At 64.3% G+C, this 14,308-nt stretch carries 12 protein-coding genes and 1 pseudogene; 4 read left to right on the forward strand and 9 right to left on the reverse strand.

All coding sequences use genetic code 11. From position 1 onward, the window contains the following. Window positions 1–142: 142 nt before the first annotated feature. The gene (locus FQ664_RS05615; RefSeq protein ID WP_144170763.1) at window positions 143–1,018 is read right to left on the reverse strand and encodes a LysR substrate-binding domain-containing protein; all 876 of its coding nucleotides are present in this window, start codon (window positions 1,016–1,018) and stop codon (window positions 143–145) included. A 115-nt stretch (window positions 1,019–1,133) separates the two neighbouring features. Here FQ664_RS05615 and FQ664_RS05620 point away from each other — a divergent pair, with 115 nt between their 5' ends. Next, window positions 1,134–2,771 carry a 5-guanidino-2-oxopentanoate decarboxylase gene (locus FQ664_RS05620; RefSeq protein WP_144170764.1) on the forward strand — a complete coding sequence of 546 codons (1,638 nt, stop codon included), beginning with the start codon at window positions 1,134–1,136 and terminating at the stop codon, window positions 2,769–2,771. Between the two features lie 114 nt (window positions 2,772–2,885). On the opposite strand, the gene FQ664_RS05625 is transcribed toward FQ664_RS05620, so the two are convergent. Further along, window positions 2,886–3,806 (reverse strand): AraC family transcriptional regulator, encoded by a 921-nt coding sequence (locus FQ664_RS05625; protein WP_144170765.1) that lies wholly within the window; start codon window positions 3,804–3,806, stop codon window positions 2,886–2,888. A 202-nt stretch (window positions 3,807–4,008) separates the two neighbouring features. Between FQ664_RS05625 and FQ664_RS05630 the strand changes: the two genes are divergently transcribed. Together FQ664_RS05630 and FQ664_RS05635 are read left to right on the forward strand one after the other, a co-directional pair. After that, the gene (locus FQ664_RS05630; RefSeq protein ID WP_063913220.1) at window positions 4,009–4,302 is read left to right on the forward strand and encodes a putative quinol monooxygenase; all 294 of its coding nucleotides are present in this window, start codon (window positions 4,009–4,011) and stop codon (window positions 4,300–4,302) included. Between the two features lie 100 nt (window positions 4,303–4,402). Beyond that, a complete protein-coding gene (locus FQ664_RS05635; protein WP_144170766.1) occupies window positions 4,403–4,669 on the forward strand; it encodes a hypothetical protein in 267 nt (88 codons plus the stop codon). Here the strand turns inward: FQ664_RS05635 and FQ664_RS05640 are convergent, their stop codons facing one another. Next, the gene (locus FQ664_RS05640; RefSeq protein WP_144170767.1) at window positions 4,670–5,275 is read right to left on the reverse strand and encodes a flavin reductase family protein; all 606 of its coding nucleotides are present in this window, start codon (window positions 5,273–5,275) and stop codon (window positions 4,670–4,672) included. Between the two features lie 118 nt (window positions 5,276–5,393). Beyond that, a complete protein-coding gene (locus FQ664_RS05645; RefSeq protein ID WP_144170768.1) occupies window positions 5,394–5,837 on the reverse strand; it encodes a heme utilization protein in 444 nt (147 codons plus the stop codon). Between the two features lie 344 nt (window positions 5,838–6,181). Between FQ664_RS05645 and FQ664_RS05650 the strand changes: the two genes are divergently transcribed. Further along, on the forward strand, window positions 6,182–6,934 hold the full coding sequence (locus FQ664_RS05650; RefSeq protein ID WP_144170769.1) for a COG4705 family protein: 753 nt from the start codon (window positions 6,182–6,184) through the stop codon (window positions 6,932–6,934). Here the strand turns inward: FQ664_RS05650 and FQ664_RS05655 are convergent. The 5 genes and pseudogenes from FQ664_RS05655 to bglX form a co-directional block, all read right to left on the reverse strand. Continuing rightward, window positions 6,913–7,032, reverse strand: a pseudogene (locus FQ664_RS05655) (DUF4172 domain-containing protein); the annotation flags it as partial. The gene FQ664_RS05650 and the pseudogene FQ664_RS05655 overlap by 22 nt on opposite strands. A 118-nt stretch (window positions 7,033–7,150) precedes the next feature. Further along, window positions 7,151–8,470 carry an MFS transporter gene (locus tag FQ664_RS05660; RefSeq protein WP_144170770.1) on the reverse strand — a complete coding sequence of 440 codons (1,320 nt, stop codon included), beginning with the start codon at window positions 8,468–8,470 and terminating at the stop codon, window positions 7,151–7,153. A 278-nt stretch (window positions 8,471–8,748) separates the two neighbouring features. Beyond that, a complete protein-coding gene (locus tag FQ664_RS05665; RefSeq protein WP_144170771.1) occupies window positions 8,749–10,083 on the reverse strand; it encodes a sigma-54-dependent transcriptional regulator in 1,335 nt (444 codons plus the stop codon). Continuing rightward, window positions 10,077–11,834 (reverse strand): sensor histidine kinase, encoded by a 1,758-nt coding sequence (locus FQ664_RS05670; RefSeq protein ID WP_144170772.1) that lies wholly within the window; start codon window positions 11,832–11,834, stop codon window positions 10,077–10,079. Before FQ664_RS05670 ends, FQ664_RS05665 begins: the two co-directional genes overlap by 7 nt. Before the next feature lie 145 nt (window positions 11,835–11,979). Next, window positions 11,980–14,271 carry a beta-glucosidase BglX gene (gene bglX / locus FQ664_RS05675; protein ID WP_144170773.1) on the reverse strand — a complete coding sequence of 764 codons (2,292 nt, stop codon included), beginning with the start codon at window positions 14,269–14,271 and terminating at the stop codon, window positions 11,980–11,982. Window positions 14,272–14,308 lie beyond the last annotated feature (37 nt).

The following is a 14,308-nucleotide window of genomic DNA, read 5'->3' on the forward strand; positions in this document are numbered from 1 at the left end:
GCCCTGATGAAAAATCAGGACGAATATGTCACCAAAGGCGGGAAACTGGCTTGCTGAAAACCATAGAATCTCCCACAGGCACTGCACAGATTTCGAAGTCGGTGTAGAACCTGTGGGAGCGGGTTTACCCGCGAAAGGGCCCTTACAGGCTGGCCCGATCCTCCAACCAATCCAGCAACTCCACCAAACCCGGTGGCAAACTCCTGGGCTGGCTCACCAGGTAATACCCCTTGCCGGTCATTACCTTCAGCGCAAACGGCATGCACAACCGCCCCCCGCGCAGGTCATCGCCGATCAGCGACCAGTCGCCGATGGCCACACCGGTCCCCTGCGAGGCCATGGCCATCGCCATGTCCAGCGTCTCGAAATGCTGCTTTGGCCCTTGAGTGCCCAGGGTCACCCCGGCTGCCTGCAGCCACAACCGCCAGTCATGCTCATCCCGCGACGGGTGCAGCAGCATATGTCGCGCCAGGTCCTCGACCTGCTGCAACGGTACCGGCCCCTGAGGCAGTGACGGCGCGCACACTGGCGTCAGCTGCTCGTCGAACAGCTTGCGCACGCGCAGCCCGTGGTTCGGCACATCGCCGTAGACCACCGCCGCATCGAAACCCTCGCGGCGAAAATCCACCCCATGTTGCACCGTGGTGGTCAGCTCCACCGGTACATCCGGGCGTAGCGCCTGCCATTCCATCAGGCGCGGCAGCAGCCAGCGCATCACGCAGGTCGGTGCCTTGAGCTGCAAGGTAGTGCTGCGCCCACCCACTTCACGCACCCCTTGCTCGATCAGCGTGAACACCTGCTGCACCCTTGGCAGCCAGTCCTGGCCTTCACGGGTCAGGCTCAGCCCGCGGGCCTGGCGCTGGAACAAGGCATAGCCCAGATGCTCCTCGAGGGCTGCGATCTGCCGGCTGACGGCGCCCTGGGTGATATGCAGCTGCTGCCCGGCACGGGTGAAGTTGCAGTGCTGGGCGGTGACCAGAAAGGTATGCAGGGCGGGCAGGGGCGGGAGGCGTTTCATTTGCGCTAAGCCATGATTACAGAACATGGCTAGTATGTGTTTTTTTGCATTGTGGCGATAGCCGTGTCTGGGTCCAATAAGGGCATAACCCAACCAGAATTCACGGTGAAACCCGATGGCAACCTGCGGCGAAGTACTGGTAAAACTCCTTGAAGGCTATGGCGTGGACCATGTCTTCGGCATTCCTGGTGTACATACCGTGGAGCTCTACCGCGGCCTGGCAGGCTCGTCCATCCGCCATGTCACCCCGCGCCATGAGCAGGGTGCCGGGTTCATGGCCGACGGCTATGCGCGGACCCGTGGCAAGCCCGGGGTGTGCTTCATCATCACCGGCCCGGGCATGACCAACATCACCACCGCCATGGGCCAGGCCTATGCCGACTCGATCCCGATGCTAGTGATTTCCAGCGTGCAGTCCCGCGACCAGTTGGGCGGTGGCCGCGGCAAACTGCATGAACTGCCCAACCAGGCGGCGCTGGTGTCGGGTGTGGCGGCATTTTCCCACACCTTGATGAGTGCCGATGACCTGCCGCAGGTGTTGGCCCGGGCGTTCGCCGTATTCGAAGGTGCCCGCCCGCGGCCGGTGCATATCGAGATCCCGCTCGACGTGCTGGTCGAACCGGCCGAACACCTGCTGCCGGGGCGCCCGGTGCGCAGCAGCCGGGCGGGGGCTGCGCCGCAGGCAGTGGCGCAGATGGCCGAGCGCCTGGCCAATGCCCGGCGGCCATTGATTCTTGCAGGGGGCGGTGCGTTGGCTGCGGGTGCTGCGCTGGCACGCCTGGCCGAACACCTTCAGGCTCCGGTGGCGCTGACCATCAATGCCAAGGGGTTGCTGCCGTCCAGCCACCCGCTGCAGATCGGCTCGACACAGTCGTTGCCGGCCACGCGGGCGCTGGTGGCCGAGGCCGACGTGGTGCTGGCGATCGGCACCGAGTTGGCCGAAACCGACTATGACGTGACCTTCAAGGGCGGTTTCGAGATCCCGGGCAGCCTGTTGCGCATCGACATCGACCCGGACCAGACCATGCGTAATTACCTGCCGGCGCTGTCGCTGGTGGCTGATGCCAAACTGGCCGCCGAGGCGCTGCTCGGCGCCCTGCAGGCCCTGCCGCAGCCTGTGCGTGAAAGCGCATGGGGGGCGGATCGGGTGGCCAGGCTGCGCCAGGCACTGGCGGCGGGTTGGGACCAGCCGGCCCTGAGCCAGACGCGTTTGCTGACGACGATTCTCGAGCGCCTGCCCAATGCCGTCCTGGTGGGCGATTCGACCCAGCCGGTGTACACCGGCAACCTGACCCTGGATATGGACCAGCCACGGCGTTGGTTCAATGCCTCGACCGGCTACGGCACCCTGGGTTATGCATTGCCGGCGGCCATGGGCGCCTGGCTGGGCAGCGCGGAACAGGTCGGCGAGCGGGCGCCTGCGGTGTGCCTGATTGGTGATGGCGGTTTGCAGTTCACCTTGCCGGAGCTGGCCAGCGCGGTGGAGGCGCAGGTGCCGCTGATCGTGCTGCTGTGGAACAACCAGGGGTATGAGGAAATCAAGAAATACATGGTCAATCGGGCGATCGAGCCGGTCGGGGTGGATATCCACACTCCCGACTTCATCGGCGTGGCGCGGGCGCTGGGGGCAGCGGCGGAGCAGGTGGCGGATGTGGCGGGGTTGCAGGCGGCGTTGGGGCACGCGGTGGAGCGCAAGGGGCCGACCCTGATCCAGGTTGATCAGAATCAATGGCAGGCGGTTGTGCCGGGCTGAAGTAGAGCTGTTGCCTGTACTGGCCTCTTCGCGGGTAGCGCAGTTTTCAGCATCTGTGCAAAACCTGTGGCAGCGGGTTTACCCGCGAAGAGGCCGGCACAAGCAAAGCTGAACTCAGCCAGCAGTAGCCCGCAACCTGGCCACATCGCGGATTGGCGGCGCGCCATACAGCCGGCTGTATTCACGGCTGAACTGCGACGGGCTTTCATACCCCACCCGATACCCGGCCACCGCTGCCTCAAGCCCGTCATTCAGCATCAACCGCCGCGCCTCTTGCAGGCGCAGTTGCTTCTGGTACTGCAACGGGCTCATCGACGTCACGGCCTTGAACCGGTGGTGCAAGGTCGAGATGCTGAGGTTGACCTCCCGTGCCAGGTCCTCGATGCGCAAAGGCAATTGGTAGTTCTGGTTGAGCCAGGTAATGGCCTGGCAAACCCGGTGGGTCTGGCTGTTGGCCAAGGCGATTTCGTACAACCGATAACCCTGCGGCCCACGCAGCAGGCGGTAGAGAATCTCCCGGCGAAACAGCGGCGCCAGCATCGCGATGTCACGCGGGGTATCCAGCAGGCGGATCAGCCGCAGCAGGGCGTCGAGCAACGCGGCATCGGTTCTTTCCACATACAAGCCACGACCGGAAGGCCGGTTGGGCACCAGCATCGGTCCGCTTTCGGCGATCAGCTGGCTGATCTCGGCCGGGTCCAGGTCCATGCGCAGGCCGAGGCTCGGGTGCTCGGGGCTGGCGTCGAGCCTCACGCCGCTCAGCGGCAAGGTTACCGAGACCACCATGTAGTGCAGCGGGTCGTAGGCGTATTGCTCGTCCCCGAGGAACAGGCTTTTGCTGCCCTGGGCGAGGATGCACAGCGCGGGTTGCGCCAGTGTCGGCACCGAGCGCACGTTCTCGGTATAGCGCACCAGGTACAGGTCATCGATGGCCGATGCCGGGCCGTGGGGCTCGCCGGCGTGGCGGCGGATCAGCTCGGCCAGCTCCTGGCGTTGCAGTTCCAGGCTCGGGTCGATGGACGTGGCGGTGGTCATGATGGCTTTCCTCTGCTGACCGACGCAGCATAGGTTTGGGCAATGGCGGGCGCTAGTCAAAAGCTGCACGTCGATTGCCTGATCCTGCCGCGCTGCAGGATCAGGCAATCGGCGAGCAGTAATGGCCTAACGCGCCGCGCGGGTGAGCCTCTAAGCTTGGCAACCTGGCTTTTCCGTCCGCCTGCTTCAAGGAGATTGTGCAATGACCCCGACACAACCGGTCACCCACCTTGCTTTCATCCGTGCCAGCAGCGGGCGCTCGGCGGAGCTGGGCGCGCGCCTGCGTGACTTGCTCGAGCCCTCGCTGCGGGCGCCGGGTTGCCTGAGCTTCACTGTGCAGCGTTCGCAGGCTGATGCCGACCTGTGGTTGCTCAGTGGCAGCTGGCGCGACCAGCAGGCGATGAGCGGATACTTTGCTTCGCCAACGCTGGAGGTGTTCGGTGAGCTGGTGCAGGCACGGGTGGTCAGCAGCCTGGATCTGCATACTTTCGATTGAGGTGTTGTCTGCTCCGACCCTATCGCCGGCTCAAGGCTACCGCCCTACCTGTGGGAGCTGGCTTGCCGGCGATAGGGCCGGTACAGGTGAATAGGGTAAGATGCTGCCCTTGATCAACCAGGTAGATAGCAACATGGCACGTAGGGAATTCCCGCATTTCGAAGCGGTTTCGGCGATGGTTCCGGTGGAAGGCGGTGGCTACAACGCGGCCATCGCGATCAAGGCCCTGGGCATGGGCGGCGCGCCGCGCTTTCACAAGATTCTCGACGGGCAAGTGTTCAAGGGCGCCGTGGCCGCCGACGAAGCAGCCACGGCCGAGTTGCAACGCCTGCAGGGCGTCAGCGCAGAAGGTGAGCTGATCTGGTGATCAGGCCGGCGGCCGGGCCATCTTGAACAGGTTGCCCAGCTCGAAATAGTCCGCCGGGCCACCGCCACGCAGGATCGGTTCGGCGGCAGCGGTATCGTAGATGCCGTTCTTCAACAGGTGCTCGGCAATGTGCACCGCTACCACTTCACCCAGGATCAGCCAGCTGGGCAGCGGTTCCTGATCAGCGCGCTTGAGCTGGACGATCTGGCTGACCTTGCACTCGAAGGCCACCGGGGTTTCGCCGACACGCGGCACGTTGACAATGCGCGACGGTGTAGCGGTGAGGCCGCTCAATTCGAATTCGTTTATCTCGGCGGCAACCGGTGCGCAGCTCTGGTTCATCTGCTCGGCCAACGGGCGGGTGGCCAGGTTCCAGACGAATTCGCCGGTCTGCTCGATGTTGTTCAGGCTGTCTTTGCGCCCGACGCTGCAGAAACCGATGATCGGCGGGATGTAGTTGAAGGCGTTGAAGAAGCTGTAGGGCGCCAGGTTCAGGCGGCCTTCGCGGTCCTGCGAGGAGATCCAGCCGATAGGGCGGGGGCCGACGATGGCGTTGAACGGGTCGTGGGGCAGGCCGTGGCCTTTGGCGGGTTCGTAGTAATACATCTGTGCTGGGCTTGCTGGCCCTACCTCCTGGTGGAAAAGGCGCCTAGTGTGCCAAGCCTGTGCCCGCCTGCAAATGATCAAGCCCGGCCGAAGCCGGGCTGGGTGCTCGCATCAGGGATCAGCTGATGCGGTGGGCGTTGGTGCGGTCGAAGCCGTCTTCGGCGAAGCGTTGGCCGCCAGTGCGGTCGAAGCCGTCTTCAGCGAAGCGCTGGCCGCCAGTGCGGTCGAAGCCGTCTTCGGCGAAGCGCTGGCCACCAGTGCGGTCGAAGCCGTCTTCAGCGAAGCGCTGGCCGCCAGTGCGGTCGAAGCCGTCTTCGGCGAAACGCTGGCCGCCGGTGCGGTCGAAGCCGTCTTCGGCGAAGCGTTGGCCGCCGGTGCGGTCGAAGCCGTCTTCGGCGAAGCGTTGGCCGCCGGTGCGGTCGAAACCATCTTCAGCGTAGGCAGCGGATTGGCTCTGGGCCGCTGCGAAGGTGTGGGCGTTGGTGCGGTTGAAGCCATCTTCGGCGAAGGCGCCAGCCGCGAAAACCGAGAGGGCCAGGGTGAGGATCAGTTTGTTTTTCATGGTCGTTGCTCCAGGGGGGGGGTGAGGTTGTTTGTTTCTATGGGTTTAATCCTACGCCGATTAATTTGATTAAAAAGCGCAAATAATAGCGCTTAAAAATCGAGTAATTCGATATATATTGGCGTGGATCCTGTGGCTCTGGCAGCGGTTCTGGCTCAGGATGTGCCTGCCCATACGCCGACGTTCTGCCAGCCATTTCAGCTTGAGGGGGTGGAATTAATGGGGCGTTAAGGATGAAAAATCTGTCATTGAAGGCCGCTCAACGCATTTTTCATACATCACCAACCGTTTTTTCAAATGCTGCTCAGCACCATCGCCGCACCTCAAACCGGAGCGGCACAACAATGAACAAACTCCCGCAAATCACCCTGGCCTTCTGGGTCATGAAGATCTGCGCTACCACCCTTGGCGAAACGGCGGGCGATTTGCTGTCGATGACCCTGAACATCGGCTATGCCCTTAGCTCGCTGCTGCTGATCAGCGTGTTCCTGCTGACCCTGCTCGGCCAGCTGTACTCGCGCCGCTACCACCCGATGCTGTACTGGCTGGTGATCCTCTCTACCAGTACCGCCGGCACCACCATGTCCGACTTCATGGACCGCACCCTGGGCCTGGGCTATGCCGCAGGTTCGGCCATCCTCATCGGCCTCCTGCTGTTGACCTTCCTGGTATGGCGCCTGAGCGGCAACCCACTGGATGTCACCCGCATCAAGAACCGCACGGGCGAGCTGTTCTACTGGGTGGCGATCCTGTTTTCCAACACGCTGGGCACTGCTCTGGGCGACTACCTGGCCGATGACTCGGGGCTCGGGTTTGCCGGTGGTGCATTGCTGATCGGCAGTGCCATCGCCTTGGTGGTGGTGGCCCGCTGCTGGACACGCATCCCCGGCGTGGTGTTGTTCTGGGTGGCGTTCGTGCTCACCCGCCCGTTCGGCGCCACCTTGGGCGACTTCCTCACCAAGCCGCACGAGAAGGGCGGCCTGGACTTCGGCACGGTCGGTTCTTCGGCGGTATTGGGCGGGGTGTTGCTGGTACTGGTGCTGATGGCCTCCTGGTACCAGCGCCGTGAACCGCGTCAGGCGTTGGAGATGTCCTGAGTGTTGATGCGGTAGCGGGTACTGCGGCCCCCGCCAGGCAGGCGAATCAGGCAGGCCTTGTCGAGCAGGTGGGTCAGGTGACGGGTCGCAGTGGCGCTATTCGGCTCATTCTGTGAGCTGAATAAGGCCGTCAATCGGCTCACAGGCTGCCGCATATCACAAAAAAGGGGCGCCCCATGCACTGGAGCGCCCCTTTTCAGTACTGCCAGGCCAGCATCACTCAGTGGTAATCCGCGAGTGCTTCCTTGTGTCCTTCATGGTCGCGTAAACCAGCAGCGAGCAGGCGATGCAGGCGGTGACGTACCAGTAGAAGCCGCTCTCCATGCCGGCGCTCTTGAACCACAGGGCCACGTACTCGGCGGTGCCGCCGAAGATCGACACGGTCAGGGCGTACGGCAGGCCCACGCCCAGGGCGCGGATTTCGGTAGGGAACAGCTCGGCTTTGACCACGGCGTTGATCGAGGTGTAGCCGCTGACGATGATCAGCGCCGCCATGATCAGGAAGAACGCGCCCCACCAGGTCTGGATGGTATGCAGGGTGCTGAGGATCGGTACGGTGAACAGGGTGCCGAGCACACCGAAGGCGATCAGGATCGGGCGCCGACCGATCTTGTCGGACAGACCACCGATCACCGGCTGCAGGCACATGAACAGGAACAGGGTGGCGGCCGAGATGGTGGTCGAGTCGCTGATGCTCATGCCCACGGTGTTGACCAGGTACTTCTGCATGTAGGTGGTGTAGGTGTAGAAGGCCAGGGTGCCGCCCATGGTCAGGCCGACCACGGTCATCAGCTCCTTGGGGTGGCGCAGCAGGGTGCGCATCAGGCTTTCCTTGGCCTTTTCCTTCTTGGTGAACGAGGCGGTTTCTTCCATGCCGCGACGCAGGTACAGGGCCACCACGGCGCACAGCGCACCGATCACGAACGGTACGCGCCAGCCCCAGGCATACAGCTGCTCGGTGGTCAGGGTCTGTTGCAGGACGATCAGTACCGCCAGGGCGATGAGCTGGCCGGAGATCAGGGTCACGTACTGGAAGCTGGAGAAGAAGCCACGGCGGTCCTTGCTGGCCATTTCGCTGAGGTAGGTGGCCGAGGTGCCGTATTCACCGCCCACCGACAGGCCCTGCAGCAGGCGTGCGACGACCAGCAGGATTGGCGCGGCGACGCCGATGGTTTCGTAGCCAGGGGTCAGGGCGATGACCAGCGAGCCTGCGCACATCAGCAGCACCGAAGCCATCAATGCGGCCTTGCGGCCTTTGCGGTCGGCGTACAGGCCCATCAGCCAGCCACCGATCGGGCGCATGAGGAAGCCCACGGCGAAGATCGCGGCGGTATTGAGCAATTGTGCGGTGGAGTCGCCGGCCGGGAAGAAGGCCTTGGCGAAGTACAGCGAGAATGCGGCGTAGACGTACCAGTCGTACCATTCGACCATGTTGCCGATGGATCCGCTGAAAATCGACTTCAGGCGGCTGGCGGTGGTTTTTTCTGCGGCAGGCGCGGTGGCCGCCCCGGCGGGCAGGGAGGTGGCATTATCCATCAGGGGTACCTTCTCGTTGTTTTTGTGGAGCGCGCCGTGGCGCAGCTTGCCAAGGCAATTGCAGAAGGTGTGCCAAATGGGGGCATGGGGCTTCAAATGGGGGCGCTATGCGCCCCTTCGCGGGCACGCCCGCTCCCACAGGTGCCGCGTGACGCCTGACGTGTCGCATTTCTTTGTGGGAGCGGGCGTGCCCGCGAAGGGCTGCAAGGCAGCCCCAAAAAATCTTGTTGATGAGCGGTTCTTTGCTTACCGGCTGAGCGCGATAAGCGGATTTCCGCTCATTTGCGCCCTACAAAATCCTCGCGTACCAACCCATGCCGCTGCATCTTCTCGTTCAGTGTGCGCCGCGGCAGCTGCAAGTCCTCCATCACCGCCTTGATCTCGCCCCCATGCTGGCGCAACGACGCGCGCAGGCATTGCGCCTCGAAGGCTTCCATCTGCTCGCCAAGCGATTGCCCGGCAGGCGCCACTTCGATGTTCGGCGAACCCAGCCCCAACGCATGGCGTTCCGCCGCATTGGCCAGCTCACGCACGTTGCCGGGCCAGTCATGCGACAGCAACTGCGCCAGTTGAGCGCCCGACAGCGGCGGGGCCGCACGGCCCAGCTTTTCGCCAGCGGCACGGGCAAAGTGCTCGAACAGCAGTGGAATGTCCTCACGCCGCTCACGCAAGGGCGCCAGGCGCAACTCGGCCACGTTCAGGCGATAGGCAAGGTCTTCGCGGAAACGCCCGGCGCGGGCTTCTTCGAGCAGGTCGGGCTTGGTCGCGGCAATGATGCGCAGGTCGACGCTGATGCTTTGGTTGGCCCCCAGACGCTCCAGCTTCTGCTCCTGGATCACCCGCAGCAGCTTGGCCTGTTGGGCCAGTGGCATGCTTTCGATTTCGTCGAGAAACACCGTGCCACCGTTGGCGTACTCCAGCTTGCCGATGCGCTTGCCCTGGGCACCGGTAAAGGCGCCGCTTTCATGGCCGAACAGTTCGGCTTCGAACAGCGATTCGGGGATGGCTGCGCAGTTGAGGGCGACGAAGGGCTTGCCGGCGCGCGGGCCAAAATCGTGCAGGCAGCGGGCCACGCGCTCCTTGCCGCTACCGGTTTCGCCACGGATCAGTACATTGACCGGCAGGCTGGCCAGGTCCAGCACCTGCCGACGCAGCTGTTGCAGGCCCTGGGACATGCCAAGTAGCGTGCCTTCCAGGCGTGACTTGAGGTCGGCCTGCTCGTGCAGCCGGCGGTTTTCCAGCACCAGCTGGCGCTTTTCCAGGGCCCGGCGCAGGCTGCCCAGCAGGTGCTGCGGGGTGAAGGGTTTTTCCAGGAAGTCGTAGGCCCCGCTGCGCATGGCTTCTACCGCCATGGGCACATCGCCGTGGCCGGTCAGCAGAATCACCGGCAAGTCGGGGTCGTCCGCCTGCAAGCGTTCGAGCAATTGCAGGCCATCGATGCCCGGCATGCGCACATCGCTGATGATCACCCCGGGAAAATGCCGCGGCAGGTGCGCCAGGCATTCCTCGGCGCGGGCGAACAGTTGCACGCTGAAGCCGGACAGGCTCAACCATTGTTCGACCGCGGTGCGGATACTGGCTTCATCATCGACGACGATCACTGAATTCAACATACAGGCTCCAGGTCACGGGGCAGGGTAAGGCTCAGGCGCGCGCCGCCGGGCAGGTTTTCGGCCTGCAGTTGGCCACCGGCCTCGTGGACGATGCCGTAGGAAATGGCCAGCCCCAGCCCCAGGCCCTCGCCAACCGGCTTGGTGGTGAAGAACGGGTCGAAGACCTTGGCCAGGTCGGCCTCGGCAATGCCGCCACCCGAATCCAGCACACTCAGGCGCCACCGCTCGCCGTCGGGCTCGATGCGGATCTCCAGGCGTTTGTAGCGCTTGTCGGCCATGGCGTCGAGGGCATTGCGCAGCAGGTTGATCAGCACCTGTTCCAGGCGAATGGCATCGCCGCGCACCCAGGCCGGGCGCGCCAGGTACAGGGCAACCTCCACTTCCTCGCTGCGGATGCGTGCTTCCAGCAGGTGCAGGGCCTGGTCGACTACAGTGGCCAGGTCGAGGCGTTCGCGCAGACCGACCGGGCTGTTGCGGGCGAAGGTTTTCAGGTGGCTGGTGAGCGCGGCCATGCGCGTGAGCATCTGCTCCAGCGGTTCCAGCGCCTGGCGTGCTTCGTCATGGCGACCATGGTCGAGCAGCAGGCGCAGGGTTTCCAGCTGCATGCGCTGGGTGGTCAGCGGCTGGTTGATTTCATGGGCCATGGCTGCCGACATCTGCCCCAGCGCGGCCAGCTTGGCCGATTGCACCAGGCCCTCCTGGGCGGTGCGCAGCTCACGGGTGCGTTCCTCGACTTGGCGCTTGAGCTCCTCCCGGCTGCGCTGGCGCAGGCGGGCCAGGCGCAGGCGCTGGCTGACGAACAGCGCCGCGAACACCAGGCTCAGCCACACGGCGGCAGCGCCGAGGGCGGCATTGCGGCCGTCGGCGGCGACCTGTGGCTTGCGCAGCAGGTGCAAGGTCCAGTTCTCGCCCGTCAGCGGCAGGCTTTCCCACAGGTACTCGGCGCTGCCCTCCGGGCCTTGTACGCGGCTAAGGGTGCTATTGGCGGCAAAGCGCGTCAGTACCTGGTGCAGCAGCGGCACCAGCGGTTGCTTGTCGTACTGACGGGTTTCGGCCAGCTCGGCACGGTCGGCGCCACTGAGTGGTTGCAGCTCGCGGTAGCGCCAGCCATCCTGGTTGGCGATGAAGGTGATGCCGCGGGCATCGCTGACCAGCAGGATATCGCTGCCCTGGCGCCATTCGCGTTCCAGTTCGGGGAACTCCAGCTTCACCACGATGGCACCGAGGAAGCGGCCATGCTCGTCGTTAACCGCGCTGGCGAGGAAGTAGCCCGGCACGCCACTGGTCACGCCCACGGCGTAGAAGCGGCCACTGCCCTGGCTGCGGGTTTGCTTGAAGTAGGGCCGGAAGCCGTAGTTGGAGCCCACGTAGCTGCTGGGCAGCCGCCAGTTGCTGGCGGCGATGGCCAGGCCAGTGCGGTCGAGCAGTTCGAGGGTGGAGGAGTTGGCGGCGCCGTTGATGCGCTCGAGCTTGCGGTTCAGGGCCTCCTGCACCGGTTTGCTGACCGGGCCGCGCAGGGCGGCGATCAGTTCCGGGTCCAGCGCCAGCACGGCGGGCAGGGCGCGGTAGCGGTCGATCAGGGTGTGCAGGGCATTGGCGTACAGGCCCAGCTGCTGGCTGGCACGCCGGGCGTCGTCTTCCATCGCCTGGCGCTTGGCCTGGTGCATGGCCCAGCCGGCGCTGAAGGCGGTGCCCAGCACGATCAGCAGGGTGATCAGCCCCAGACGCAGGGCGCGAACGGAAAAGGGCATGGGGCGGATCCGGATGAATGGGATATCAGGGCCGGCCTCTTCGCGGGTGAACCCGCTCCCACAGGTATCGCGCAGGTCATCTGCTTGCGCAGTAGCTGTGGGAGCGGGTTTACCCGCAAAAGGGCCGTTACAGGCGACCAGTCAGTTACAGCAGTTCAAAACTCTGCTGCTGCACCGCCTGGGAGTCCAGCCCTACCTGGACATTGAACTCCCCTGGCTCGGCAACCCGCTGCAGCTGGCCATTGTAGAACTTCAGGTCGTCCTCGTTGATGCGGAAGCTCAACGTGCGCGACTCACCCGGTTTGAGCATCAGCTTCTGGAAGTTCTTCAGCTCCTTTACCGGGCGGCTCATCGATGCCGATACATCCTGCAGGTACAACTGCACCACGGTCTCGCCTGCCAGCTTGCCGGTGTTCTTCACCGTCACGTTGGCCTCCAGCGTGTCGCCACGCTTGAGGTCCCTGTTCGACAGCTTCAGCCCCGACAGCTCGAAGCTGCTGTAGCTCAGGCCATAGCCGAACGGGTACAGCGGGCCATTGGGCTCCTCGAAATACTGCGAGGTGTAGTTGCCCGGCTTGCCCGGCGTGAAAGGCCGGCCAATACGGGTGTGGTTGTAGTACATCGGGATCTGCCCGACCGAACGCGGGAAGGTGATGGCCAGCTTGCCGGACGGGTTGTAGTCGCCGAACAGCACATCGGCGATCGCGTTGCCGCCTTCGGTACCGGCGAACCAGGTTTCGAGGATGGCGTCGGCCTGCTCGCGTTCCCAGGCAATCGACAGTGGGCGGCCGTTCATCAGCACCAGCACCAGCGGCTTGCCGGTGGCTTTCAGGGCCTTGATCAGCTCACGCTGGCTGGCCGGGATTTCCAGGGTGGTGCGGCTCGACGACTCGTGGGACATGCCGCGGGATTCGCCGACCACTGCCACCACCACATCGGACTGTTTCGCCGCCTTCACCGCCTCGTCGATCAGCACCGCAGGCGGGCGCGGGTCGTCGACGATTTCCGGGGCATCGAAGTTGAGGAAGTTCAGGTAATCGAACATCGCCTTGTCGCCGGTGACGTTGGAACCTTTGGCGTAGATCAGCTTGGCCTTGCCCTCCACGGCGCGGCGCAGGCCTTCGCGCACGGTCACCGAGTGCACTGGTTTGCCGTCGGCAGCCCAGCTGCCCATCATGTCGATCGGCGCATCGGCCAGCGGGCCGACCAGGGCGATGGTGCCGGCCTTTTTCAGCGGCAGGGTCTGGTTGCGGTTTTCCAGCAGCACCAGGCTGCGGCGCGCCACGTCACGCGCGGCGTCGCGGTGCAGGCGCTCGTTGCCGTAGTAGTCCTTCAGGTCGGTTTCGGCCTTGCCGATGCGCACGTACGGGTTCTTGAACAGGCCCATGTCGTACTTGGCACCCAGCACTTCGCGCACCGCCTGGTCCAGCTCGCCCTGGGTCACTTCGCCGGACTTCAGCAGGCCAGGCAGCTCTTCGCCGTACAGGGTGTCGTTCATGCTCATGTCGATACCGGCCTTGATCGCCAGCTTGGCGGCTTCGCGGCCGTCGCGGGCGACGCCATGGCGGATCAGCTCCTGGATGGCGCCGTGGTCGCTGATGGTCACGCCCTTGAAGCCCCACTCCTTGCGCAGCAGGTCGTTCATCAGCCAGGTGTTGGAGGTGGCCGGCACGCCGTTGATCGAGTTCAACGCCACCATCACCCCGCCGGCACCAGCATCGAGTGCGGCGCGGTAGGGTGGCAGGTAGTCGTTGTACATTTTTGGCAGGCTCATATCGACCGTGTTGTAGTCGCGCCCGCCTTCCACCGCGCCATACAGGGCGAAGTGCTTGACGATGGCCATGATGCTGTCGGGGTTGGCCGGGCTGCTGCCCTGGAACGAACGGACCATCACCTGGCCGATCTTCGAGGTCAGGTAGGTGTCTTCGCCGAAGCCTTCACTGGTGCGGCCCCAGCGCGGGTCGCGGGCGATATCGACCATCGGAGCGAAGGTCATGTCCAGGGCGTCGGCTGCGGCCTCGATGGCGGCGGTGCGGCCGACCTTGGCGACGGCGTCCATGTCCCAGGTCGCGGCCATGCCCAGGCCGATCGGGAAAATGGTGCGTTCGCCGTGGACGGTGTCGTAGGCGAAGAACATCGGGATCTTCAGGCGGCTGCGCATGGCCGCGTCCTGCATCGGCCGGTTTTCGGGGGCAGTGCGTGAGTTGAAGGTGCCGCCGATGCGCCCGGCGGCAATTTCCTCGCGGATCTTATCCTTGGGCATTTCCGGCCCGATACTGATCAGGCGCAACTGGCCGATCTTCTCGGCTTCGGTCATCTGGCTGATCAGATGGTCGATGAACGCCTGCTTGTCCTGCAGGGGCGGGGCGGAGGGGGCGGCGAGGGCCGCCTGACTGGCAAGGCCCATGGCCAGGCCCAGCAAAGACAGTTTCATCATCAATTCCGTTATGGGGCCTCTGCCGTATCCATGGTGA

The organism is Pseudomonas persica (assembly GCF_900291015.1).
GTDB lineage: Bacteria > Pseudomonadota > Gammaproteobacteria > Pseudomonadales > Pseudomonadaceae > Aquipseudomonas.